At 34.9% G+C, this 22,933-nt stretch carries 26 protein-coding genes and 1 tRNA gene; 13 read left to right on the top strand and 14 right to left on the bottom strand.

Annotated elements, in window-relative coordinates; all coding sequences use genetic code 11:
* The first annotated feature begins 1 nt into the window (after position 1).
* The 4 genes from H4O20_RS09870 to H4O20_RS09855 are packed head-to-tail and all read left to right on the top strand — an operon-like array spanning position 2 to position 4,528.
* Entirely contained in the window at positions 2-1,051 is a 1,050-nt protein-coding gene (locus H4O20_RS09870; RefSeq protein WP_139853960.1) for a VWA domain-containing protein, read from the top strand.
* Entirely contained in the window at positions 1,032-1,940 is a 909-nt protein-coding gene (locus tag H4O20_RS09865; protein ID WP_185099139.1) for a tetratricopeptide repeat protein, read from the top strand. The genes H4O20_RS09870 and H4O20_RS09865 overlap by 20 nt, the downstream gene beginning before the upstream one ends.
* 3 nt (positions 1,941-1,943) lie before the next feature.
* Positions 1,944-3,716 (top strand): BatD family protein, encoded by a 1,773-nt coding sequence (locus tag H4O20_RS09860; RefSeq protein WP_185099138.1) that lies wholly within the window; start codon positions 1,944-1,946, stop codon positions 3,714-3,716.
* 23 nt (positions 3,717-3,739) lie between these two features.
* Positions 3,740-4,528, top strand: a complete 789-nt coding sequence (locus H4O20_RS09855; RefSeq protein ID WP_185099137.1) for an SH3 domain-containing protein — start codon at positions 3,740-3,742, stop codon at positions 4,526-4,528.
* A gap of 16 nt (positions 4,529-4,544) precedes the next feature.
* Here the strand turns inward: H4O20_RS09855 and H4O20_RS09850 are convergent, their stop codons facing one another.
* A complete protein-coding gene (locus tag H4O20_RS09850; RefSeq protein ID WP_185099136.1) occupies positions 4,545-5,093 on the bottom strand; it encodes a CvpA family protein in 549 nt (182 codons plus the stop codon).
* 103 nt (positions 5,094-5,196) lie between these two features.
* Between H4O20_RS09850 and H4O20_RS09845 the strand changes: the two genes are divergently transcribed.
* The 6 genes from H4O20_RS09845 (at position 5,197) to cls (ending at position 9,853) form a co-directional block, all read left to right on the top strand.
* Positions 5,197-5,553, top strand: coding sequence for a hypothetical protein (locus H4O20_RS09845; protein ID WP_139853955.1), 357 nt, complete (start codon positions 5,197-5,199; stop codon positions 5,551-5,553).
* Between the two features lie 76 nt (positions 5,554-5,629).
* Positions 5,630-6,649, top strand: coding sequence for a phenylalanine--tRNA ligase subunit alpha (gene pheS / locus H4O20_RS09840; RefSeq protein ID WP_185099135.1), 1,020 nt, complete (start codon positions 5,630-5,632; stop codon positions 6,647-6,649).
* 138 nt (positions 6,650-6,787) lie between these two features.
* Complete coding sequence (locus tag H4O20_RS09835) at positions 6,788-6,952, top strand: hypothetical protein (RefSeq protein ID WP_165144810.1); 165 nt, start codon at positions 6,788-6,790, stop codon at positions 6,950-6,952.
* Positions 6,953-6,954: 2 nt separating this feature from the next.
* Positions 6,955-7,350, top strand: coding sequence for a hypothetical protein (locus H4O20_RS09830; RefSeq protein WP_165144807.1), 396 nt, complete (start codon positions 6,955-6,957; stop codon positions 7,348-7,350).
* Between the two features lie 7 nt (positions 7,351-7,357).
* Positions 7,358-8,305 carry an ABC transporter ATP-binding protein gene (locus tag H4O20_RS09825; protein ID WP_185099134.1) on the top strand — a complete coding sequence of 316 codons (948 nt, stop codon included), beginning with the start codon at positions 7,358-7,360 and terminating at the stop codon, positions 8,303-8,305.
* A gap of 90 nt (positions 8,306-8,395) precedes the next feature.
* Positions 8,396-9,853: a cardiolipin synthase gene (gene cls / locus H4O20_RS09820; protein ID WP_185099133.1), complete on the top strand. Its 1,458-nt coding sequence runs from the start codon at positions 8,396-8,398 to the stop codon at positions 9,851-9,853.
* An 8-nt stretch (positions 9,854-9,861) separates the two neighbouring features.
* Here cls and H4O20_RS09815 read toward each other — a convergent pair whose 3' ends face one another.
* Entirely contained in the window at positions 9,862-10,860 is a 999-nt protein-coding gene (locus tag H4O20_RS09815) for an NADP-dependent oxidoreductase (RefSeq protein WP_185099132.1), read from the bottom strand.
* 160 nt (positions 10,861-11,020) lie between these two features.
* Between H4O20_RS09815 and H4O20_RS09810 the strand changes: the two genes are divergently transcribed.
* Positions 11,021-13,243: an FUSC family membrane protein gene (locus tag H4O20_RS09810; RefSeq protein ID WP_139853949.1), complete on the top strand. Its 2,223-nt coding sequence runs from the start codon at positions 11,021-11,023 to the stop codon at positions 13,241-13,243.
* 5 nt (positions 13,244-13,248) lie between these two features.
* On the opposite strand, the gene H4O20_RS09805 is transcribed toward H4O20_RS09810, so the two are convergent.
* From H4O20_RS09805 to pdxA, 9 genes are all read right to left on the bottom strand, one after another.
* On the bottom strand, positions 13,249-13,707 hold the full coding sequence (locus H4O20_RS09805) for a 3-oxoacyl-ACP synthase (RefSeq protein WP_185099131.1): 459 nt from the start codon (positions 13,705-13,707) through the stop codon (positions 13,249-13,251).
* Entirely contained in the window at positions 13,704-14,405 is a 702-nt protein-coding gene (mtgA, locus tag H4O20_RS09800; protein ID WP_185099130.1) for a monofunctional biosynthetic peptidoglycan transglycosylase, read from the bottom strand. The genes H4O20_RS09805 and mtgA overlap by 4 nt, the downstream gene beginning before the upstream one ends.
* A 75-nt stretch (positions 14,406-14,480) precedes the next feature.
* The gene (locus tag H4O20_RS09795; RefSeq protein WP_185099129.1) at positions 14,481-15,599 is read right to left on the bottom strand and encodes an FAD-binding oxidoreductase; all 1,119 of its coding nucleotides are present in this window, start codon (positions 15,597-15,599) and stop codon (positions 14,481-14,483) included.
* A gap of 115 nt (positions 15,600-15,714) precedes the next feature.
* Entirely contained in the window at positions 15,715-17,067 is a 1,353-nt protein-coding gene (accC, locus tag H4O20_RS09790; RefSeq protein ID WP_185099128.1) for an acetyl-CoA carboxylase biotin carboxylase subunit, read from the bottom strand.
* A gap of 79 nt (positions 17,068-17,146) precedes the next feature.
* On the bottom strand, positions 17,147-17,632 hold the full coding sequence (accB, locus tag H4O20_RS09785) for an acetyl-CoA carboxylase biotin carboxyl carrier protein (RefSeq protein WP_185099127.1): 486 nt from the start codon (positions 17,630-17,632) through the stop codon (positions 17,147-17,149).
* Between the two features lie 31 nt (positions 17,633-17,663).
* Positions 17,664-18,662: a beta-ketoacyl-ACP synthase III gene (locus H4O20_RS09780; protein ID WP_139853943.1), complete on the bottom strand. Its 999-nt coding sequence runs from the start codon at positions 18,660-18,662 to the stop codon at positions 17,664-17,666.
* Positions 18,663-18,833: 171 nt separating this feature from the next.
* A complete protein-coding gene (gene rpmF / locus H4O20_RS09775; protein WP_062620449.1) occupies positions 18,834-19,031 on the bottom strand; it encodes a 50S ribosomal protein L32 in 198 nt (65 codons plus the stop codon).
* A 9-nt stretch (positions 19,032-19,040) separates the two neighbouring features.
* Positions 19,041-19,586, bottom strand: a complete 546-nt coding sequence (locus H4O20_RS09770) for a DUF177 domain-containing protein (protein WP_139853942.1) — start codon at positions 19,584-19,586, stop codon at positions 19,041-19,043.
* Positions 19,587-19,670: 84 nt separating this feature from the next.
* Complete coding sequence (gene pdxA, locus H4O20_RS09765; RefSeq protein WP_185099126.1) at positions 19,671-20,732, bottom strand: 4-hydroxythreonine-4-phosphate dehydrogenase PdxA; 1,062 nt, start codon at positions 20,730-20,732, stop codon at positions 19,671-19,673.
* Positions 20,733-20,947: 215 nt separating this feature from the next.
* Here pdxA and H4O20_RS09760 point away from each other — a divergent pair, with 215 nt between their 5' ends.
* Positions 20,948-21,535 (top strand): riboflavin synthase, encoded by a 588-nt coding sequence (locus H4O20_RS09760; RefSeq protein WP_185099125.1) that lies wholly within the window; start codon positions 20,948-20,950, stop codon positions 21,533-21,535.
* Here H4O20_RS09760 and H4O20_RS09755 read toward each other — a convergent pair.
* The 3 genes from H4O20_RS09755 to mce all read right to left on the bottom strand — a co-directional run bounded on the left by H4O20_RS09755 (position 21,507) and on the right by mce (position 22,432).
* Positions 21,507-21,722, bottom strand: a complete 216-nt coding sequence (locus H4O20_RS09755; RefSeq protein WP_185099124.1) for a hypothetical protein — start codon at positions 21,720-21,722, stop codon at positions 21,507-21,509. The two genes, H4O20_RS09760 and H4O20_RS09755, sit on opposite strands and share 29 nt — an antisense overlap.
* A 179-nt stretch (positions 21,723-21,901) precedes the next feature.
* Positions 21,902-21,978, bottom strand: a tRNA-Ile gene (locus tag H4O20_RS09750).
* A gap of 49 nt (positions 21,979-22,027) precedes the next feature.
* Positions 22,028-22,432 (bottom strand): methylmalonyl-CoA epimerase, encoded by a 405-nt coding sequence (gene mce / locus H4O20_RS09745; protein WP_185099123.1) that lies wholly within the window; start codon positions 22,430-22,432, stop codon positions 22,028-22,030.
* Positions 22,433-22,536: 104 nt separating this feature from the next.
* Between mce and rbfA the strand changes: the two genes are divergently transcribed.
* Positions 22,537-22,932 carry a 30S ribosome-binding factor RbfA gene (gene rbfA / locus H4O20_RS09740; RefSeq protein WP_165144759.1) on the top strand — a complete coding sequence of 132 codons (396 nt, stop codon included), beginning with the start codon at positions 22,537-22,539 and terminating at the stop codon, positions 22,930-22,932.
* Position 22,933 lies beyond the last annotated feature (1 nt).

Genomic DNA, 22,933 nt, shown 5'->3' with positions numbered 1-22,933 from the left:
AATGGATCAGTTAGTATTAGAAAAACCAATTTACTTCTACGTCCTCATCGCCATTCCGGTGATAGTGGTGGGTTTTCTATTGCTTTTAGTTTGGAAAAAATCGATACAAAAAAAGTTTATCGATAAAGAACTATTAAAGAAATTAAGTCCAAATCGTTCTATTTTTAAATCGACATTAAAAATATTCGTACTGTGTTTGGCGATTGCTTTATTGAGTGTGGCATTGGTAAATCCTAAAATTGGAACTAAATTAGAAACAATGAAACGCGAAGGTGTTGATATTGTTTTCGCTTTAGATGTTTCCAAAAGTATGCTTGTTGAAGATATTGCGCCCAATCGATTGGACAAATCTAAGCAACTCATTACTCAGATAATAAATGGTCTTGCTGGTGATAGAGTAGGGATTATTGGTTATGCAGGTAGCGCATTTCCGCAGGTTCCAATTACAACCGATTTTGGTTCAGCAAAACTATTCCTTAACGGAATGAATACCGATATGGTTTCCTCTCAAGGTACAGCCATTACGCAGGCAATTGAAATGGCACAAACGTTCTACGACGATGAGAGCCAAACCAACCGAGTGATGTTTTTAGTTTCAGATGGAGAAGATCACGAGGGTAATATTGCTAAAATCGCTGAAGAGGCTGCAGAAAAAGGAATAAGAATTTTCCCTATTGGTGTAGGTACTATTGAAGGTGGACCAATTCCAATTAAAAAGAATGGAGTGCTACAATATTATCTTCGCGATAGAAATAATGAACAAGTCATAAGTCGATTAGGTCAAGAAACTCTTAAAAAGATAGCTCAAACTACCAATGGTGAGTATATTGATGGAGCCAATACAAAAGCTGTAGTAGATAGCGTAAAATCTATTTTAGGTGGAATGGATAAAAAGGAATTTGAAGCTAAACAATTCACAGATTTTAAAGATCAATTTCAATGGTTTTTAGCTGGGGCATTATTTTTGCTGGTTTTAGATGTATTCTTTTTAGAAAGACAAACGGCTTGGCTTAAAAAATTGAATTTGTTTAATGAAAAGGAAAAACAATAAGATGATGTTTGTAGAAAGAACGTTTTTTCAGAATAATAAGATATTTAGAATTGTAATGATTCTATGTATATCTATTATTTCATTGAATTCATTTGCACAGCAGTCAAAAGAGCAAACAAAGGAACTTAAGGCTGCTCAGAATTATTTAAGTGAAGCGCAACAAATGCTTCAGAAAGAAAAATTTCCAGATGCAGAAGCAAATTATAGGCAAGCAATTTCATTAAACCCAAAAGATGAAATTGCCAAATACAATTTAGGTACTGCTTACTACGGAAAAGAAAAAAATGCAGAGGCAATGCTTCGTTTTAAACAAGCAGCAGTTACAGCTACAACCAAAGCTGATAAGCATAGAGCTTTTCATAATTTAGGGAATACGTATATGAATGAAAAAAAATATACTGAAGCCGTAGAAAGTTATAAGAATGCACTTCGAAACAACCCTAACGACGATGAAACTCGTTATAATTTGGCATTGGCAAAAGATTTATTAGATAAAAATCCACCACCACCAGAAGATCAAAACGATAAAAACGACGACAAGAACGAAGACAATAAAGATCAGGATAACCAAGATAAACAAGACCAAGACGACAAAAATAAAGACGGCGATAAAGGCGACGAGGGCGACCAAAAAGACGATAAGGATAAAGGTGATCAGAAAGATAAAAAGGATGAAGGCGACAAAGATAAAGATGAAGGAAAGTCTGATAAACCCAAAGATTCAGAAGGAGATAAGCCACAACAGCAACAACCTGTTCCTGGTCAACTTTCTCCTCAGCAGGTAAAAAGTTTGTTGGAAGCAATGAATAACGAAGAGAAAAAGACGCAAGAAAAGATTAATGCTGAAAAGCAAAAAGGCGCCAAAGTGAAATCAGATAAAGACTGGTAGATTATGAAGACGAAGAGTTTGTTATTTCTTATAGGATTTGTGTTGTGTAGTATTGCTGCATCTGCACAAGTTCAATTTGATGCCAAGGTTAGTAAAAAAAGACTCGGAATTAATGAACGTTTACGAGTAGATTTTGAGATGAATCAAGATGGCGATAATTTTAGACCGCCTAATTTTGAAAACTTTAGAGTTGTTGGTGGTCCAAACCAATCTATTAGTAACTCTTGGATTAATGGAAAAAGGAGTTTTTCAAAAACATATTCATATTTCTTATCTCCTCAAACACGTGGTAATGTAACCATTGGTCAAGCAACGATTGAAATTGACGGAGAAACTTATAAAACCCTTCCGATAGAAGTTGAGGTTACTGCGGCTGTGGAAACTCCAAAAGATGGAAACAATGCCGATTATGTTGCGAGTGAGAATGTTCATTTAGTAGCCGAAGTTTCTAATGCTACACCATATTTAAATGAGGCCATTACGGTTACATACAAACTTTATGTATCACATGATGTAAGTATCACTAGCCAATGGCGTGAAATCGATACCCCAAAATATGCCGATTTCTGGAGTCAGAATATCGATAACCAAAATAACTTTAAGGTTATGGAGGGGAAATATAACGGTCAAGATTATCGATATGTAATATTGCGAACTACTGTTTTATATCCTCAAAAAACTGGAAAATTAGACATAGAACCGCTTACGTTAGACGTGCCAGTAGATGTTCAAGGAAACAGACGCGATATTTTTGGGCGTAGAATAATGCAGCGAGTTAACAAAACAATTTCTGCAGGCAAAAGAACGATTGATGTTAAGCCGCTTCCTTTAGAAGGAAAACCAGATGGATTTAATGGGGCTGTTGGTGATTTTTCTTTTGAGGTGAACACAAATAAAACTACTCTCAACGCAAACGAATCACTTGAGTTAGATTTAAAAGTTTCTGGAAATGGGAATTTAAAATTATTTACAATTCCATCAGTAAAGCTGCCAAACACCTTAGAAGTTTATGAGCCTGAACACAGCGAAAATGTAAGAACTACAGTAGGGGGAATGCAAGGGTCTATTTCAAATGTTTATACTATCGTTCCTCAGTTTAAAGGAAGTTATCCTATAAACCCAATAAGTTTTTCATTTTTTGATCCTAAGACTGAAAAATATAAAACTATCACATCCAAAGGATTTACTATTGAAGTAGAAAACGGCCCAGTTTCGGCTACAGCGCCTGTTGCTAGCGGTGGGGACACAAACAAACAAGTTGTTCTTTCAAAAGATAATTTTAAATACATCAAATTAGATGCTAATTTAAAGTCAAAATCGGAGAAGCCTTTCTTTAAATCAGCTTTGTTTTGGTCGTTGTTAGGGGGTCCATTTTTATTGATTCCACTATTTATTTTAGCGGGTAAAAAACGTAAAGAACGTTTAAGCGATATTGAAGGTAATAAGTTGCGTCGTGCAAATAGACTTGCTAAAAAATACCTTTCGGAAGCAAAACGAAACACCTCAAATCCAACTGCATTTTACGAAGCTTTGGAACGTGCTTTACACAATTATCTTAAAGCTCAGTTGAACATCGAGACTTCCGAAATGGAAAAGAGTCTAATATCTAATATGATGTTAGAACGAAAGGTAGAAACTCCAACAGTGGAAAACTTTATTGGACTACTGAAAAGTTGTGAATTTGCCCGTTACGCCTCTTCGTCTGAGGCTTCAGTACAACAAGATTACGCAAAGGCGGTAGAAGTGATTTCGAATATCGACAAACAAATTGTTTAATTAGGAAGGCTGAATTCAGAATTATGAAAACCAATATTTTAAATACAAATAGTTTATTTCAGAAGAAACTCTTCATTCTAACAATGATGTTCTTTCTTTCGTTTTCTGCATTTGCTCAAAACACAGCGCTATTTGACCAAGGAAAAGAACTTTATAAAAATGGAAAGTATCAGCAGGCAATAAATGCTTGGATGCAAATTTTAGAGAGTGGACATCACTCTGCAGAGTTGTATTTCAATTTAGGAAATGCACAATATAAATTAAACCACATCGGGCCGAGTGTGTATTATTACGAAAAAGCTTTACAGCTTGCACCAAACGATGCGGACATAAAAAACAATCTCGCTTTTGCTGAAAATGCACGAATTGACGCTATTGAACCACTACCAGAAACATTTTTTTCAAAATGGTATTCGAGTATAGCAGGAATTTTCACGTTTAATGGGTGGGCAATTCTTGCTGTGGTGTCTTCCTTATCATTTGTAGCATTGTTTCTATTATACTACTTTGCTTTTGCCGAAAAGAAAAAACGCCTGCTTTTTGCAAGTTCAATGTTTGCAGGATTATTTTTATTAGTCTCTTTAACAATGGCTTTTTTAACTTATGACGATTTCACAAAAAAGCAACCTGCAATTATTTTTGCAAGTGAAATTGAGGTAAAAACAGAACCAACAATGGGCAGCAATGTTGCTTTCGTTCTACACGAAGGCACAAAGGTTCAAATTTCTGCTAAGGATGGTAATTGGTATCGAATTACTTTAGCCGATGGAAAGGATGGTTGGATTCCTGCTTCAGACTTGAAACAATTATAAAATTTAGACTTACTTCTTATTGAATGCTATCTTCTTTTTCTTCAAAAGGGGAATTGATTTCCGGCATATCAATATCTAATTCATCCACTTCTTTCAAGATGGCAGGAAGAATAGCCGGAGCTATTGATGCAACAGGTTGGTATAGGACCGAGGCTTCTCTTTGTTCCGGAGAAAGTATGGTATAATTTTCAGAAGCGTTTACAAACATAAAGATTACACTTATTAAGAAGGCAAATTTTAAAGCATTGAAAACCCCGCCAAAAAGCTTGTTAAAAATTCCCATCATTGCAAAATTGGCGACCTTTGTCAACACTCTTCCAAGTATGCTAAATACCAGCATTATCACCATAAAAGTGATTAAAAATGAAGCTAGACTAGTTAAGTCATCACTCCAATCGAACCATCGCTCAACATATACCCTAGCGTAATCTGAAAAATACATAGCGCCATAAACACTTGCTACCAAACCAATTAACGATGCCAATGTTTTTAAAATTCCCTTTCTGAAACCCATAAAAAAGGCGATGATTAAAATAATTCCAACAACAATATCTATAGTATTCATATTTAAAAATTTTGATAAATATACAGTTTTCCAAATTCTGAATTCTGTATTCCTATTTCAGAATAGTAAAATGTATCTTTGCAGCTTAAATTATATATAATAAATGGCACGCGACGAACAATTAAAGGAAAGATGGGAGGCTGTAGTGAGTATGTTGAGCAACCGCTTTGCAGATGGCGAAGTATTAGATCTTGATGCCATAATATACCTTGTTGGATTACAAGAGTTAGGTCAAATTCATAGAAGATTTAAAAAGGACGAAAAGTTAGACTTGATGCATATTGCAATTTGTCGACTTTTAGAGCCTTATGGATATTACGAATTTGATTATTTTGATGACCAAGGTTGGCCTCACTACCGCGTTTTGGAACAACTTCCACCACTAAAAGCTGGTGAGCAAAGCGTTTTGATGAAAGAAGCTATTGTGCAATACTTTCTGGAAAAAGAAGTAATTGCATAATTCGTTTTTTAACAAAGATTATCACTAAAAGCACCAATTTAAAGATAAATTCTAGCAGTAATTAAATTATCTGAAAATGATAGATACAGTAAAAAAACACATTGCCGAAGTACAAGCATTTTCTTCAACTAACAAAGAAGAAATAGAGAGCTTTCGTATAAAGTATTTAGGAAAGAAAGGACTTTTAAATGAGTTCTTCGCTGAGTTTAAAAATGTTCCAAACGAACAAAAAAAGGAGTTTGGCCAAATAATAAACACACTTAAAAATACAGCTCAAGAAAAAATAGATTCACTTAAGCAAGCCCTTGAAGACAGTGCAGAAACTAAAGGTATTTATGGCGATCTTTCTCGACCAGGTGAGGCAATTCCATTAGGATCACGTCATCCTATTTCTATCGTTAAAAATAAGATTATTGATATTTTCTTGCGCATTGGTTTCAACGTATCTGAAGGACCAGAAATTGAAGACGATTGGCATAACTTTACTGCTTTAAATCTACCAGAATATCACCCTGCACGCGATATGCAGGATACTTTCTTTATTCAAACCAATCCAGATGTTTTGTTGCGCACGCACACTTCCTCTGTTCAGGTTAGGTATATGGAAGACAATAAACCGCCAATTCGTACTATTTCTCCGGGTCGTGTTTATAGAAATGAAGCAATTTCATCTCGCTCACATTGTTTCTTTCACCAGGTTGAAGGATTGTATGTGGATAAAAGCGTAAGTTTTGCAGATTTGAAACAAACTCTTCAATATTTCACAACAGAAATGTTCGGGAAGTCGAAAATTCGTCTTCGCCCATCATACTTCCCATTTACAGAGCCAAGTGCTGAGGTTGACGTATATTGGGGACTAGAAACTGAAGCCGATCACAGGATTACAAAAGGTACAGGTTGGCTAGAAATTGGTGGCTGTGGGATGGTAGATCCAAACGTACTTAAAAATTGTGGTGTAGATCCTGAAGAGTATTCCGGATTTGCATTTGGAGTAGGTGTAGATCGTATTGCAATGCTATTACACCAAATTCCAGATATTAGAATGTTTAGCGAAAACGACGTTCGCTTTTTAGAGCAGTTTAAAAGTGTTCTTTAAAAATATTAAGACCACTGTGCTTTGAGACATATGATTTTTAATACATAATTCCTACAAGGCGTCGTTTAGTATATTAACGATAAAGAAGTTACCTTGTAAGTCTTATAAGAGTACCTTAAAATTTTAAAACCTTGTGTTATGAAGAAATATCTTGTCATTGCCTTATTGGTCATTATTGCAATCGCTATTGCGTATCTAACTTTTGTAATTGCCTATATTAAAATAGTTGTTGGAGCCATTTTATTAGGTATATCTGCCATATCACTTTTGGCAGTGTGGATAATGTGGAAAATTGAAGATTAATTATGCGAAAAGATATTGAAATACCTCAAGCAAAAAACATTAATATCGTTGCTGTAAAAGAATGGGACGAAGAATTAGCTGCAGACTTGTGGACGGTTTATTTTGTAAATAACAAAGAAGAAGAAATCGATACTGTTTTAGTTATGTCACGTGGTAACACAGAAGACAAAACAACAACAACTTTACGTCGAAATTTAGGAAATGTTGCACCAAAATCATTCGCTAAAGTAGAATTCATTTCTGATGAGGTTTTAGGGTTTACTAACGAATATCTAGTTACATTTTTTGCTGAGAATAAACTCTTTGAGCAAAAATTTGTTTTTGCCCCAAATAGTATATCTGATGAAAAATTAGAAGCTCTTCCTGTTTTCGAAAGTAAAGGGATTTTAGCAAATTAATTTCGGGATGCTTAGCGTTGAAATTGATTCATTTTCCTACACAGATAAAACCATTTTAAAGGATATCTATTTCACTTTAAAACCTGGAGAACATCTAAGTGTTATTGGGGAAAGTGGATGTGGTAAATCTACACTTTTACATCTTGTCTATGGTTTACTTCATTTAGATAAAGGAAGCATTTATTACAACGACAAAAAACTTCTAGGACCTACCAAAACTCTTATTCCTGGTGAGCCATTTATGAAATTGGTAGCACAAGAATTCAATATTATGCCGTTTACAACTGTTTCGGAAAACTTGGGTTCACACCTTTCTGGCCTAAATGAAGAAAAGGATGCTGAAAGAATCGACGAGCTTCTTAAAGTGGTGGAAATGGAGGTGTTTAAAGACACTTTAGTGAAAAACCTGAGTGGAGGGCAAAAGCAGCGAGTAGCCTTGGCAAAAGCATTGGCAAACAAGCCAGAGATACTTCTACTCGATGAGCCCTTTAGCAATATTGATACTTTCAGAAAAAATAAATTGCAGCGAAAGATTTTTGGCTATCTAAAACAAAATAACATCAGCTGTATTACAGCCACCCATGATAGCGAAGAGGCACTGGCATTTTCCACTGAAATTTTAATGCTTAACAATGGGCAAGTTGAAATGAAAGGCACTCCAGAGTTTATTTACAAAAACGTTGCAACAGAGTATCAAGCAGGTTTTTTTGGAGAAGCAAATTTACTTCCGAAAAATTTATTCAACGAAAGTGCATCCTTCGAAAAATTTGTGGTTTTTCCGCATCAACTGCGATTATCTTCACAGAATTCAAGTTTTAAAATAAGTGTTCAAAGAAGCTATTTTAAAGGCGATCATTATCTTATAGAAGGTGTTTGGGAAAACCAAATTGTTTATTTTAAACACAATCATTCTATTTCAGTAGATACAGTTGTAAACCTTTCCTATTACCTTTAAGGAAATTTTCTCGACAAGAGAGCCCATTTTAGAACATAAATTAGGATAAAAGCTTTATTTTTAAGCAATGCTCCCTCAACTCTATAACAAATGAACTGGATTTTAATTGCCGAAATAGTTTATATAATTATAGTTCTCCTGGTATGTGTTCGGGTGGTTTACGACACACAAAACACAACAAAAACTCTCGCTTACCTGCTCGCTGTTATTTTATTACCTATAGTTGGTATTATCATTTACTTCACCGTTGGTATTAATTATCGAAAACGGAAAATGTATAGCAAGAAAATTTTCAATAACCCTGAATTGGAAATGACAATGCGAGAAAGGATTCTAAAAACTTCACAAATCATTTTTAAAACGAGAAAAGAATCTGTAAAAAACTTTGAAAAGCTCGCTACTCTTATTCTCAATAAAAGTTTAAGTCCAATTTTTCAAGGTAATGATGTAACCTTATTGCTTAATGGGGAACATAAATTTCCGCGTGTTTTTGAGGCTCTTAAAAACGCTAAAAACCATATTCATATTGAGTATTACATTTTTGAAGACGATGATATAAGTTGTCGCATTATCGATCTTTTAATGGAAAAAGCAAAAGAAGGTGTAGCTGTAAGATTTATTTACGATGACTTTGGAAGTAGACCAATTCGGAAAAAACAAGTTCCAAGAATGCAAGCAGCTGGAATCCGTGTTTTTCCATTCTATAAAATAAAGCTTATCGGTTTTGCGAACAGAATAAATTACCGAAACCATCGAAAAATTATTGTTGTAGATGGAGTAGTAGGCTTTGTAGGAGGAATAAATGTTAGTGATAAATACGTTAATAATTCCAAAGACAAAAACAAGTTGTATTGGCGGGATACGCATTTACAAATTGAAGGCCCTATTGTAAAAAGCTTACAATATATTTTTATGGGTGATTGGAATTATTGCTCTGGCGAAGCATTAAAACCAACTAAAGTCTTTTTTCCTGATGATAGTACAATTCCTTCAAAAACAGATAAGGTTGTTCAAATAGCTTACAGTGGGCCAGATTCAGATTCCCCATTAATTCAACAAAGCTTGTTGCAAGCAATCAGCCTTGCCAAAGAGGAGATACTAATTACCACACCTTATTTTATACCAGGCGATACTATTTTAGAAAGTTTAGTAATAGCAGCAGCAAGTGGTACAAAAGTAAATTTGTTAGTGCCAGGTATTTCAGATTCTAAATTTGTTAACTATGCAGCCCGATCGTATTACGGACGTTTGATAAATGCAGGTGCAAATATTTATCGATACCAAAAAGGATTCGTACATGCTAAAACCATGGTTGTTGATAAACAACTTTCAATAGTTGGAACGGCAAATATGGACATCCGTAGTTTTGACCTTAATTTTGAAGTCAATGCAATTGTTTACGATAAAGAAATTGCAGAAGAACTTCACACTGCTTTCTATAATGATTTAAAAGATGCTATCGTAATTGATGCTAAAAAATGGAAAGAACGATCAAACCTTACCCAAATTCTTGAAAAATTAGCGGGATTATTTTCACCATTGATGTAGGAATGAGATTAAACTGCCACAATCATTTTTCCTTTGTTTTTACCATCAAATAGGTCAATAAATGCCTTTGGAATATTGTCGAAACCTTCAACTATGGTTTCTAAATATTTTATTTTATCCTCTTCCATCCATTTAGCCAATTGTTTTTGAGCTGGCCCAAAATCTTTTACAAAATCTCTCACAGTAAACCCCTGCATTAAAAGACTATTCTTGATAAGTTTGGTTTCAACTCTTGGCCCTTTTGGAGTTTTAGTTTCATTGTATAGTGAAATTGCACCACAGCATACCACGCGACCGTATTTATTCATATTTGCTAAAGCAGCATCCAAAATTTCCCCACCAACGTTATCGAAATAAACATCTACTCCATTCGGGCAAGCGTCGGCAATAGCTTTATACATATTGTCTGTGGTTTTATAATTGATAGCCTTATCACAGCCAAATTCTTCTTGTATTCGGTTTGTTTTTTCTTCACTACCCGCAATTCCAACAACCTTACAGCCTTTTATTTTTCCAATTTGGCCAACAACACTACCTACGGCTCCAGCAGCTCCAGATACTAAAAGAGTTTCTCCTTTTTTAAGGTTTCCTATTTTTTCGAGCCCTAAATAAGCAGTTATTCCTGTAAGACCTAAAACACCTAAATACGCTTTTAAAGGCGCTTTATTTCGATCTACTTTATTTAAACCATTCCCGTTTGAAGTTTGAAATTGCTTCCATTTAAGCATTCCATTTACATACTCACCTTTTTTAAAATTTTTATTTTTAGACTCAACAACTTCAGCAATAATACCAGACTCTAATGGTTCATTGACTTTAAATGGTTCAATATACGATTTCTCATCTCGCATTCTTCCACGTAAATAAGGATCTACGGATACGTATTTAATTTTTAATAACACTTCACTATCTTGAGCTTCAGGCATTGTTTCTTCTGTAAACCCAAAGTCATCTTGTGTAGGTTTACCAACTGGTCGTGACTTTAGAATTATAACTTTATTTTTCATTTTTCATAATTTTATAGATAATAGCTTAAAGTTAAGGTATTAACACGCATTTTCACTGTGAATAAGTTTTTTTAATAAAAGAATAACAAAGTTTCTTTTCAGAAAAGAACAAACTTACGCGGCGTAGTCAATATCTTTGCAACCTGTGAATTTTAACTAATTGAAAACATCTCAAAACATAGTAAGGGAAACTCTTAAAGAACTTTCGGAATACTTTAAAAGTACCGATTTTTCTAAGGCTATACTATTGGGAATTGCTTTAACGGTTCCAATTATAGTAGGGTTAAAGCTCGACATGCTAGAAATTGGGATAACTATTACAGTAGGGGCGATGCTTGCTTCCCCAAGTGATGTAAGCGGTGGTATTCGACATAAGATAACAGGGATTCTTCTTGCTACTCTGTTATCGATGATAATTAGTTTTATAGGCGGCTACCTTCATCTTTCATTGTGGTTGTTATTTCCTGCTTTAGGAATTCTAATGTTTAGTATTTCCTACTTAGCTATTTATGGTTTTAGAGCATCGTTAATCAGTTTTTCTGGCTTGTTTGCTTTAGTACTTAGTTTTTCAAATATTTCTAACGATTTGCAACCTTATGAAAGAATGTTGCTTATCGGGGTTGGTGGCCTTTGGTATGCTTCGCTTTCATTATTGCGACATTATATCTTTCCGAAAGCACCTACGGAATATTATCTTTCAAAAACAATTAAGTTAACGGCAGATTATTTACGTACCCGTGGCCACTTGGTTAAGGAAAAGAATGACAGAACTGAGCTTTTAAAAAAACTCCTTCACCTTCAAACAGAACTTACCACAACGCACGAAACACTGCGAGAAATACTAATTTCTTCTAGAAAAGGTTCAGGGAAGTCTGATTATGAGGGGAAGCGAATGTTAATTTTTGCTCAGTTAATCGATATGCTCGAATTGGCGATGACCAATCCTGTGAATTACTCGAAAACAGACGAGTTGTTTAAAAAAAACCCAAAGCAATTAGATGACTTTCAAGCTTTGTTGTTTGCAATGAGTGATAGGTTAATGACTATCTCAGATTACCTTTCAAGACCTAAAAGACTCCCAAAAAGCACAGCGATTGAATCCTATTTAGAATGTGTAAAAAAAGATGTATTTTCTTCAGAAGTGGTTTATGATGAAGATTCTTTAATGCTTAGAAACTTATATAAGTATCAAAAAGAACAGGTTAAAAAAATAGAAAAAATAGAGTGGCTGCTCAGTAATCCCGACCGTCGACAAATTCCATTTATCAAGCATGTATATGCCAAGCGATTTTTAACGAAAGAGAATTATGATTTTGAAGTTTTAGTAGAAAATTTCAATTTAAAATCTCCAATATTTAAACACTCTTTACGCATTGCAACGATAACGATGATAGGTTATGGCGTAGGGATTATATTTAAAATTCAAAACCCATATTGGATTTTACTTACATTAATAGTAATAATGCGTCCAACTTTTGGGCTTACCAAAACTCGTTCAATTGAACGTACAGTTGGTACTCTTATAGGTGGAGTTTTAGCTGTTGCCATTGTTTTAATTACACAAAACACCACTGTTTATGGTGTTTTAGCAATTACATCATTGATAATTGCTTTTTCGATGATTCAGCGCAATTACCGAGCGTCTGCCACTTTTATTACCTTAAGTGTTGTTTTTATTTATGCGTTACTACAACCAGATACGTTTAGCGTTATTCAGTTTAGAGTTATAGACACTGCAATAGGTGCAGGGTTGGCTACATTGGGGAATTTACTCCTTTGGCCTGCTTGGGAAATAGAGAGTATGCAAAAAACTTTGGTGAAATCTTTACATGCGAATCGAGTTTATTTAGAAGAAATAATTAATTATTACAATAGAAAAGGAGAGGTTTCTGATAAGTATAAAGTAGCTCGAAAAAAGGCGTTTTTAGAAATGTCCGATTTGAGTTCAGCTTTTCAACGAATGACACAAGAGCCAAAATCTAAACAAAAGAACCTGGATAAGGTCTATGAAATAGCAATGCTTAACCATACATTTTTATCGTCTTTAGCATCGTTGAGCACTTATATTTTAAATAATCCAACTACTCCTGCAACAGATAATTTTAATAAGGTTTCTAATCGAATTGTTGAAAATTTAAAATTTGCAGAGGCTATACTTACTTCAGAAAAACATTCTGAAATAAATCGGGAGCTTGTGGAACCTGAAGATATTTTTGAAGTTACTTATGGTAAAAGCATAAATCTTTCTGAGGTTAGTGGTTCAGAAAAAGACAAAAAACTGGTTTCAGTACTCGAGGAAGAACATTTAATTCGGGAACAGCTTAAATGGTTGTTAGAAATGAGTAAAAAGATTCCTAAAGTGTTAATGGAAACTCAATTCTAGAAGAATTATAGCACTTGTTTAATTTTATAATTAGTCCCATTTAGAGTAAAAGTTTCTCCTTTTCGTTTTCCCGATAAAAGTTGTCCTACCGGTGAATTTAATGCAACACATAAATATTCTGTAGTGTCTATGGTAACAGCGCCAATAGAGATACTAATGAAGTAATTGAACTTATCTGTGTTAATTAAACTACCCAAACGAGCATAATCTGAAGTTGCTTTTATATTAATCTTTTTTAGAAGCTGATTAATCTTTTCAATTTCATGTAGTTGTCTTCCAGCATTTTCACGATCAATCTGAAGCATTGCTCTAGCGGTTTCGTGTTTATCTCCGGCGCTACTTTTAGACTCATCAAACAATGATTCTTCAATATCGGCAATAGTTTGCTTTATTTTTAAAAACCTGGCTCCAACTTGATTTTGACAGTGGTGAAGCAACTCAGATTTAATTTCAAATGCTGTCATTTTTTCTTCTTTTCTTTAACTTGTTTTTCTAAAGTAAACGGACCAAAATAGCGCATTTGTTTCATAATCCATTGTGTTCTTCTGCCTACGTATGATCCCAGAGGATTTGCGCTATAACGTTGCGGACTAGGTAAAATTGCGGCAATCCTTGCAGCCTGTTCTGTCGAGAGTTTTTTTGCTGACTTTTTAAACCAATAGTGCGAAGCAGCCTCGGCTCCATATACTCCAGGTCCCATTTCAATACTATTTAAGTAAACTTCTAATATTCGTTCTTTATCCCAAATAGCCTCGATAAGGATAGTAAAATATGCTTCTAATCCTTTTCTAAACCAAGTTCGTCCTGGCCATAAAAATGCATTTTTAGCCGTTTGTTGAGAGATTGTACTTCCTCCGCGAAGTTTCTTTCCTTTTTCATTACTTTCCAATGCCTTTTTAATCGCTTCTTGGTCAAAGCCATTATGACTTAAAAATGTTTGGTCCTCAGCACAAATTACCGCCAATTGTAAATAAGGAGATATATCTTCTATAGGAACCCAATCGTGGCGCGTTTTGAAGTTTTCATCTCCTTCAATAGAGCGAATAGCCATTAAAGGTGTATAGGGCACAGGAACATATTTATAAAGTACTACCCAGAGAATCGAAAGTCCGAGAAAGCATAAGAGGATTTTAAATAAGAATTTGAGTAGTTTTTTAATCATAAATTTCCTGTGTGTTTCTGATTGTTTTTTCAGTTTACATTATTTTTCGCGAAGGTAGTTAGTACTAAGCAACATTTAATCTACGATATCCGAAAGTTGTTTCCCGATTGAGCTTCCTATAGCAACTCCCATTCCGCCAAGCCTAACACCACAAAAAACATTATTTGATAGTGCTTTTACAATAGGTTTTTTCTGCTTTCCTATTCCCATAATACCACTCCATCGCTTATCAATATCAAATTTATTATTTGGAAGAATTACTGTTTTAAGTAAATCCTCTAACTGCTTCTGAACAAGTTCCGTCAACTCCATTTCGGTGGTTTCTTCAGTTTTAAAATCAAGATTACGCCCCCCACCAAATAGGACTCTATTTCCGATATTTCTGAAGTAATAGTATCCTTTATCAAGGTGAAAAGTTCCTTTAATTTGAAGGTTTTCTATGGGTTTAGTAACAAGTACCTGAGCTCTTGCAGGCATGACATCCTCATCCAAAAATTGTTTAGCAAAACCATTGGTTGCAATAATTGCTTTCTTGGTCGATATTTCAAGGGATGAATTTATTTGAAGGGACACGCTATTTCCGTTATCTGAAATTGCTGTGATTTCGCAGGCATTGAGGATTAGAATATTTTCTTCTGAAGATTTTTTCAGAAGGCCATGCATCATTTTGCCTGTATCAATCTGGCCTTCAAATTTGCTAAATAGAAGTTTTTCCTGAATATTTTTAAATCCGAATTTATTTTCTTTTTCAGAAAAGACATCGGACTTAAATATTGAAAAAAGTAACCTATTGATGTAATTAATCTTGGATTTACAAGCTTCGTAAAGCTCCAAGTCTTCATTTGTAAAAAGCTCGTAGCCGCCGTATTCTTTGTAATCAAGTTGTTTGTCACCCAATTTATTCCGAAGTAATTGTAGTCCTTCAACTCTGTGTTTTACTAATTGAATAACTTCCTCTTCGGAGTGGTTGTTTAAATCGTTTAATATTTCTGATATACTTCCGTAACAAGCAAATCCTGCGTTTTTTGTACTTGCGCCGCTAGGAAGAACACCTCTCTCAAATACTACTATCTTACTTTTAGGATATTTTTTCCGAAGCGATAAAGCGCAATTTAATCCTACAATTCCACTTCCGATGATTGCAAAATCTATGTCGGAAAGCCAAGTTTTGTATTCCCAGAAAGAGAGATTCATAGTACTAAGTTTATTAAATTAAAAAAGCATCAAATACCAAAGATAAGTTTTTGGAATTTGATGCTTCTTAAAAAGTTTGAGTACTAAGTAAAACGCTATTTACTTATTACTTAAATTAATCTTCAACTTGTTTATCCATTTTGAATGTATCCATAAAAGCAGTAGTGTAATTTCCTGCGATATAGTCTGGGTGATCCATTAATTGACGGTGGAACGGAATTGTAGTTTTTATTCCTTCAATTACGAATTCATCTAAGGCACGCTTCATTTTGCTAATTGCTTCCTCTCTTGTTTGAGCGGTTGTAATAAGCTTAGCGATCATAGAATCGTAATTTGGTACAATTGTGTATCCTGCGTAAACGTGTGTATCTAAGCGAACCCCGTGACCCCCTGGCGCATGTAAAACATTAATTCTACCTGGTGAAGGACGGAAATCGTTATATGGATCTTCCGCATTAATTCTACATTCAATCGAATGAAGTTTTGGAGTGTAGTTTTTACCAGAAATTGGAATTCCAGCAGCAACTAATATTTGCTCTCTTATTAAGTCGTAATCAATTACTTGTTCTGTAATTGGGTGCTCAACCTGAATACGAGTATTCATTTCCATAAAGTAGAAGTTTCTGTGCTTATCTACTAGGAATTCGATAGTTCCAGCACCTTCGTATTTTATGAATTCTGCCGCTTTTACAGCTGCGTTACCCATATCGGTACGCAGTTTATCGGTCATAAAAGGGCTTGGAGTTTCTTCGGTAAGCTTTTGGTGACGACGCTGAATAGAGCAATCACGCTCACTTAAATGACAAGCTTTACCGTTGCTATCTCCAACAATTTGTATTTCGATATGGCGTGGCTCTTCAATAAGCTTTTCCATATACATCCCGTCGTTTCCGAAGGCTGCTGCAGCTTCTTGGCGTGCACTATCCCAAGCTTTTTTAAGATTTTCTTTCTTCCAAACAGCTCTCATACCTTTACCACCACCACCGGCAGTAGCTTTCAACATTACTGGGTACCCAATTTCTTCGGCTACTTTTTCACATTCTTCGAAAGATTCTAAAATCCCTTCACTTCCAGGAACTGTAGGAACTCCAGCGGCTTTCATAGTAGCTTTTGCTGAAGCTTTATCACCCATACGGTCAATCATTTCAGGTGATGCTCCGATAAATTTAATACCGTGTTCTTGGCAAATTTTAGAAAACTTAGCGTTTTCTGAAAGGAATCCATAACCAGGGTGGATTGCATCTGCATTTGTAATTTCCGCAGCAGCTATAATATTAGACATTTTCAAGTAACTTAAGTGACTTGGTGCTGGTCCAATACATACAGCTTCATCTGCAAAGCGTACGTGCAAACTCTCTTCGTCGGCTGTAGAGTAAACTGCTACAGACTTAATTCCCATCTCGCGACAGGTACGAATTATGCGCAGTGCTATTTCGCCCCTATTTGCAATTAATATCTTTTTAAACATAACTTTTCCTTAAATAACAAATTCCGAACCTCAAATTCCAAAAATATTGGGATTTGGATTTGGGATTTGGAGTTTATATTTATGATGGATCTACTAAAAATAAAGGTTGATCGAACTCAACTGGTGAAGAGTCGTCTACAAGAACCTTTACTATTTTACCAGAAACTTCACTTTCAATTTCGTTGAAAAGTTTCATAGCTTCAATCACACAAAGTACATCTCCTGTATTGATATTGCTTCCAACTTCAACAAATGGTGCTTTGTCTGGAGATGGTTTTCTATAAAAAGTTCCGATAATTGGAGACTTTATAGTAATAAGTTTAGAATCTGCCTCTTCTTTCTTTGCTTCAGTTGCATCGGCAGCAGGAACCTGTTGAATTTGCGGTTGCTGCATTTGAGGTTGCGCTTGCATAGTAGGGATTTGCTGAATGTAAGTAGTTTCACCCTTACTATCATCAGAACCAGTTTTAATGGTGATTTTGATATCCTCCATTTCTAGTTTCACTTCGCTGGCACCACTTTTTGCCACAAACTTGATTAAGTTTTGTATATCCTTTAATTCCATATTAGAAAATTTAGTCTTTAGGTGGTTAAAATTATTTTGAATTGTAAGCCCATTTAAGGTAAACGGCGCCCCAAGTAAAGCCTCCTCCAAAGGAAGCAAATATTAAATTATCTCCTTTTTTAAGTTGTTTCTCATAATCGGATAAACACAAAGGTAATGTAGCTGATGTAGTATTTCCGTATTTATGAATATTCATCATGACCTTTTCAGGAGGTAGGTTCATTCTTGTAGAAGTAGCATCTATAATTCGTTTGTTTGCTTGATGAGGAACTAGCCAATCTACATCTTCTCCAGTCAGGTTGTTTTTCTTCATCACTTTTTCACAAACATCTGCCATGTTAGAAACAGCAAACTTAAATACCGTTTTTCCTTCTTGATGCACGAAGTGTTGTTTGTTGTTTACAGTTTCTATTGAGGCTGGGAGTAAAGATCCACCCGCATCAATTTTAAGAAATGGTCTTCCTATTCCATCGGTACGTAAGTGTTCATCTTGAACGCCAAGACCTTCAGTATTAGGTTCGAATAAAACTGCTCCTCCGCCATCTCCAAATATTATACATGTAGTTCTATCGGTATAATCAATAATAGACGACATTTTATCTGCGCCTATTAAGAGTACTTTTTTGTATTTTCCAGATTCTATGTAGCGTGCTGCTGTAGACATTCCAAAGAGAAAGCTTGAGCAAGCCGCAACTAAATCGTAAGCAAAAGCATTTACGGCACCAATTTGTGTGGCTACGTAAACACCTGTTGTAGCAACTGGCATATCTGGCGTTGCGGTTGCCATAATAACCATGTCAATTTCTGCTGGGTCTGTATTGCTTTTTTCTAGCAGGTTTTTTGCTGCCTGTATAGCTAAATAGGAAGTGCCCTTATCCTTGTCCTTTAATATTCTTCTTTCTTTTATTCCCGTTCTAGATGTAATCCATTCGTCGTTGGTATCGACCATTGTTTCTAGAACTTTGTTAGAGAGAACGTAATCTGGCACGTAACTTCCTACAGCGGTAATGGCTGCCGTTATATTGTTCATAAAGCGGAATTAAAATTCACATAAAAGAGTAAAAACCCTTTAAAAGGTGTGAAAATTACTAAATTTTACTTGAATTTCGGCACTAGTATGTCGTTTTTTGACTTTTTGCAAAGTTAAAAAATAAAAAAACCCTCACGTTCCCGTGAGAGTTCCCAGTAATTGTAAATAAGTTTAAGCTTCTACCTGCTCAGTTGCATCGATAACAACTTGTCCGCGGTAGTACATTTTTCCTTCGTGCCAATGAGCTCTATGGAAAAGATGTGACTCACCTGTTGTAGGGTCAGTTGCAAGAGTAGGTGCAGTAGCTTTATAATGCGTTCTTCTTTTATCTCTTCTTGTTTTCGAGATTTTTCTCTTTGGATGTGCCATTGCTATTTATTATTTATCCGTTAATAGTTTTTTTAATGAATCCCAACGGGGATCGGTATTCTCGTCTTCCACAACCGATTCTTCATCAATTGCTTTCGGACTAAGTTCTTCAAGTTTATCTAGTATGTCGCTCTTTAATGTGCCGTCTTCTACTCCAGGGTGAATTTTTCGTGATGGCATTGCCAAAACAATCGATTCATAAATGAATTGCTGAATGTTTACTTCATAACTTCCGTGAGGAATAATTAGTAAATCTTCATTCTCATCATTGTATTCTTCTCCAAATTTCACTACAAATTTGTATGATCCTGAAATTTCCTGATCATATAATTCGTTTGTAATATCACAAGCAACGTTTACTCTTCCGTCAAAAGTTAATGTAAACTCTAATAACGTGCTTGTTTTATCCAGCAATACGTTGAGATTAATAGCTGCGTTATTAAATTCGTCATACTCAAAATGCTCAAAGAACGCTTTATTTAATTCAAAGTTAAACTGGTGTTTTCCTAACTTCAACCCTACAAAAGGGATGGTAAATTCTTTCAATTCCTTCATTATCACACCTAAATTTAAGACCTTAACCTTACGGATAAGGCGGGTGCAAAGATAAAAAATTATTTCAAATGCAAATTAGTTTTTCTATTTCTTTTTCGAGTAGCTTCTTTTGCGTGAAGTTTGTAAGGGATTTTTGGAAATTTCCTTGTACTCTTCGCGTGTGTGATAGATTGAAATAGCGCTAAATATAGCTTCTCGAAACGATTCAAAATTAGCTTCGTTTTTACCCGCCAAATCAAAGGCTGTCCCGTGATCTGGGGATGTTCGGATTCTATTTAAACCTGCTGTAAAGTTTACGCCTTTTCCAAAAGCTAATGTCTTAAAAGGAATTAATCCTTGATCGTGATATGAAGCGATTATGGCGTCAAAATTTTTATAATTTCCTGATCCAAAAAAACTATCGGCAGCATAAGGGCCAAATACCATTTTGCCGTTTTTACGAATATTGTCTAGTGCTGGACGTAATAACGTATCATCTTCGTCGCCAATTACACCATTGTCGCCAGTGTGTGGATTTATACCTAAAACGGCGATTTTTGGTTTTTCGATGGCAAAGTCTTCAATTAGTGTTTGATGGATGGTATTAATTTTATTGTCAATTCGCTCACGAGTAATGTTTTTTACTACATCTTTAACTGCAACGTGATCGGTTAAAAGGCCTACTCTCAAGCTTTCCGAGATAAGAAGCATTAAGCTATCTCCTTGTAATTCCTGTGCTAAATAATCTGTATGCCCTGGAAAATTAAATCCTTCAGATTGAATATTACTTTTATTTATTGGAGCTGTTACTAATGCGTCAATTTTACTTTCTTTTAGAGCTGCAACTGCTGCTTTTAAAGATTTTATTGCGTATTCGCCACCTTTTTCATTTTCTTCACCGAAGGAAACGTTTACGTGTTCTTTCCAAACATTCAATACGTTTATTTTCTTCGGAATTAAATCTTCTATTTTGTCTATTCCGTGGAAGTTGATATCCGTTTCAAAATGTTTTTTGAAAAAAGACATCAATTTAACTGAAGCAAATATCACAGGGGTGCAAAACTCTAGCATCCTAGAATCTTCGAAGGTTTTTAAAATAATTTCACTACCAATTCCATTAATGTCGCCTATTGAAATTCCAACAACTATTTTATCTTCTGTACCCATTTTTTAATTGTTATTTTTGCACTACAAATGTAACTAACACATTGTGCATTTTGATTATAATATTTTAAATAAAACGAAATCAATTTTCTTTTCTTCTATTATTAATGAATAGCAAGAAGATTTATAAAGTTCGTTTATACTTGAATGCGTGCTTTAAGATATAATGTTAAACATATTTTCAAAATCCACAACTAACTTTAGAAAAAAATTTATCAATGTTCACAGGTATTATAGAAACGCTAGGTGAAGTAGCTGAACTTACAAAAGACGGTGAAAACCTTCATATTGAAATAAAATCTCCTTTGGCGAGTGAGTTAAAAATAGACCAAAGTGTTTCGCATAACGGGGTGTGTTTAACTGTTGTTGAAATAAAAGACGACGCCTATGTGGTTACAGCAATTCAGGAAACCTTAGAGAAATCGAATTTAAATTCCCTAAAAAACAACGCTCTTGTAAATTTAGAAAGAGCAATGAAATTAGGAGATAGGTTGGATGGGCATATTGTGCAAGGTCATGTTGATGGTGTAGCCGAATGTATTAATATTAAAGAAGCTGATGGAAGTTGGGTTTACACTTTTCAATATTCTAATTCTGAATTTAGCACAGTTGAAAAAGGTTCTATAACGGTTAATGGTGTAAGCTTAACTGTTGTTGATTCAAAAAAATCACAGTTTAGTGTGGCTATAATTCCATATACTTATGAACATACAAACTTTAAAGAAATTAAAGTTGGTGATAAAGTAAATTTAGAATTTGATATAATTGGGAAGTACGTTAAGAACCTGATGCAGCCCTATTCATAACTTGATTTCTTTTGTAAAGAATATAAATTCCAAACATCAATCCTGCCACAAGTAATATCCATAAGTTGTCATCAATTGGTAGCTGAGGGCCTTCTGGATCGCCATCACGAGCGGGTGGCGGAGGACCTTGGGTTTCCGTAACCGACTGTAATGCAAGAAAAACTACCGTATATAAAAATGATATCATGAATGTTATATAATGGTGGGGACGGTAAACACGTGCCTAAAGTAACAATTTTTTAACTACTCTACTAAATTATTTTAAGAACATTCTGAGATAAATTTATCTTTTTAAGAATAACCCGAGTAAAATAGTAAGAATTTCTATAAAAAAAACAAAGTCTTGCAACGCAAGACTTTGTTTTGTGGTGGTCCCACCTGGGCTCGAACCAGGGACCACTTGATTATGAGTCAAGTGCTCTAACCAACTGAGCTATAGGACCGGTTAAGAGGATGCAATATTACTACTAATTTTAAAACTCTACAAGAAATTTATTCCTTAATTTCTTGACAAAGTTCAACCAAAACTCCATTGGCAGACTTGGGATGAAGGAAGGCAACTAACTTATTATCAGCGCCTTTTTTAGGGGTTTCGTTTAACAATATAAATCCTTCTTTTTTCAATCTTTCCATCTCAGACTTAATATCATCGACTGCAAAAGCTATGTGGTGAATTCCTTCGCCACGTTTTTCAATGAATTTTGCGATAGGGCTTTCTGGGTTGGTAGCTTCTAAAAGTTCAATTTTGCTTTCTCCACTTCTAAAGAAAGAAGTTTCTACGCCTTCGCTTTCCACCTTTTCACTTTTATACGGTGCGCTGCCTAGCAAGGCTTCGTAAACCTTATTAGCTTCTGAAATGTTTTTTACCGCAATGCCAATATGTTCTATTTTCTCCATTTTATTACTTGTATCTGCAAAAATACAAACTTATTTCTATTATAATTCTACAAGCTTAGCGGTATAAATGCACTCGATACAGTTTTATGTTCTATTTTTGCAGTATGGAAGAAAGTAATAGACAAAAAAAGATAGCCAGTGTTTTGCAGAACGACTTGGCAAATGTACTACAAGGAATGCTACGCGAGGCGGGGCAAACAGGTATAATTATATCGGTAAGTAAAGTAACAGTAACCACAGACCTTTCTATATCAAAGGTATATGTAAGTGTGTTTCCAGCAGATAAAGCTGAGGCAATTGTTGTTGAATTAAATAAAAATAAACCTCATATTAAACATCAAATAGCCCAGCTTACAAAGCATCAGCTTCGAAAAATGCCAGACCTTACATTTTACAATGACGACTCTTTAGAATATATAGAAAAGATAGATCGTGCAGTAAAAGGTGAAGATAATCCGCTGAAAAACCCTGATTTACTTCCGAAAAGAAAAAAGTCATAGC

This window comes from Aequorivita sp. 609 (assembly GCF_014212065.1).
Classification (GTDB): domain Bacteria; phylum Bacteroidota; class Bacteroidia; order Flavobacteriales; family Flavobacteriaceae; genus Aequorivita; species Aequorivita sinensis.
This window is presented reverse-complemented; position numbering and strand designations above follow the sequence as displayed.

Coding starts and splice junctions, on each gene's coding strand:
- H4O20_RS09870 (WP_139853960.1), top strand. CDS start 2: ATGGATCAGTTAGTATTAGAAAAACCAATTTACTTCTACGTCCTCATC.
- H4O20_RS09865 (WP_185099139.1), top strand. CDS start 1,032: ATGAAAAGGAAAAACAATAAGATGATGTTTGTAGAAAGAACGTTTTTT.
- H4O20_RS09860 (WP_185099138.1), top strand. CDS start 1,944: ATGAAGACGAAGAGTTTGTTATTTCTTATAGGATTTGTGTTGTGTAGT.
- H4O20_RS09855 (WP_185099137.1), top strand. CDS start 3,740: ATGAAAACCAATATTTTAAATACAAATAGTTTATTTCAGAAGAAACTC.
- H4O20_RS09850 (WP_185099136.1), bottom strand. CDS start 5,093: ATGAATACTATAGATATTGTTGTTGGAATTATTTTAATCATCGCCTTT.
- H4O20_RS09845 (WP_139853955.1), top strand. CDS start 5,197: ATGGCACGCGACGAACAATTAAAGGAAAGATGGGAGGCTGTAGTGAGT.
- pheS (WP_185099135.1), top strand. CDS start 5,630: ATGATAGATACAGTAAAAAAACACATTGCCGAAGTACAAGCATTTTCT.
- H4O20_RS09835 (WP_165144810.1), top strand. CDS start 6,788: ATGAAGAAATATCTTGTCATTGCCTTATTGGTCATTATTGCAATCGCT.
- H4O20_RS09830 (WP_165144807.1), top strand. CDS start 6,955: ATGCGAAAAGATATTGAAATACCTCAAGCAAAAAACATTAATATCGTT.
- H4O20_RS09825 (WP_185099134.1), top strand. CDS start 7,358: ATGCTTAGCGTTGAAATTGATTCATTTTCCTACACAGATAAAACCATT.
- cls (WP_185099133.1), top strand. CDS start 8,396: ATGAACTGGATTTTAATTGCCGAAATAGTTTATATAATTATAGTTCTC.
- H4O20_RS09815 (WP_185099132.1), bottom strand. CDS start 10,860: ATGAAAAATAAAGTTATAATTCTAAAGTCACGACCAGTTGGTAAACCT.
- H4O20_RS09805 (WP_185099131.1), bottom strand. CDS start 13,707: ATGACAGCATTTGAAATTAAATCTGAGTTGCTTCACCACTGTCAAAAT.
- mtgA (WP_185099130.1), bottom strand. CDS start 14,405: ATGATTAAAAAACTACTCAAATTCTTATTTAAAATCCTCTTATGCTTT.
- H4O20_RS09795 (WP_185099129.1), bottom strand. CDS start 15,599: ATGAATCTCTCTTTCTGGGAATACAAAACTTGGCTTTCCGACATAGAT.
- accC (WP_185099128.1), bottom strand. CDS start 17,067: ATGTTTAAAAAGATATTAATTGCAAATAGGGGCGAAATAGCACTGCGC.
- accB (WP_185099127.1), bottom strand. CDS start 17,632: ATGGAATTAAAGGATATACAAAACTTAATCAAGTTTGTGGCAAAAAGT.
- H4O20_RS09780 (WP_139853943.1), bottom strand. CDS start 18,662: ATGAACAATATAACGGCAGCCATTACCGCTGTAGGAAGTTACGTGCCA.
- rpmF (WP_062620449.1), bottom strand. CDS start 19,031: ATGGCACATCCAAAGAGAAAAATCTCGAAAACAAGAAGAGATAAAAGA.
- H4O20_RS09770 (WP_139853942.1), bottom strand. CDS start 19,586: ATGAAGGAATTGAAAGAATTTACCATCCCTTTTGTAGGGTTGAAGTTA.
- pdxA (WP_185099126.1), bottom strand. CDS start 20,732: ATGGGTACAGAAGATAAAATAGTTGTTGGAATTTCAATAGGCGACATT.
- H4O20_RS09760 (WP_185099125.1), top strand. CDS start 20,948: ATGTTCACAGGTATTATAGAAACGCTAGGTGAAGTAGCTGAACTTACA.
- H4O20_RS09755 (WP_185099124.1), bottom strand. CDS start 21,722: ATGATATCATTTTTATATACGGTAGTTTTTCTTGCATTACAGTCGGTT.
- mce (WP_185099123.1), bottom strand. CDS start 22,432: ATGGAGAAAATAGAACATATTGGCATTGCGGTAAAAAACATTTCAGAA.
- rbfA (WP_165144759.1), top strand. CDS start 22,537: ATGGAAGAAAGTAATAGACAAAAAAAGATAGCCAGTGTTTTGCAGAAC.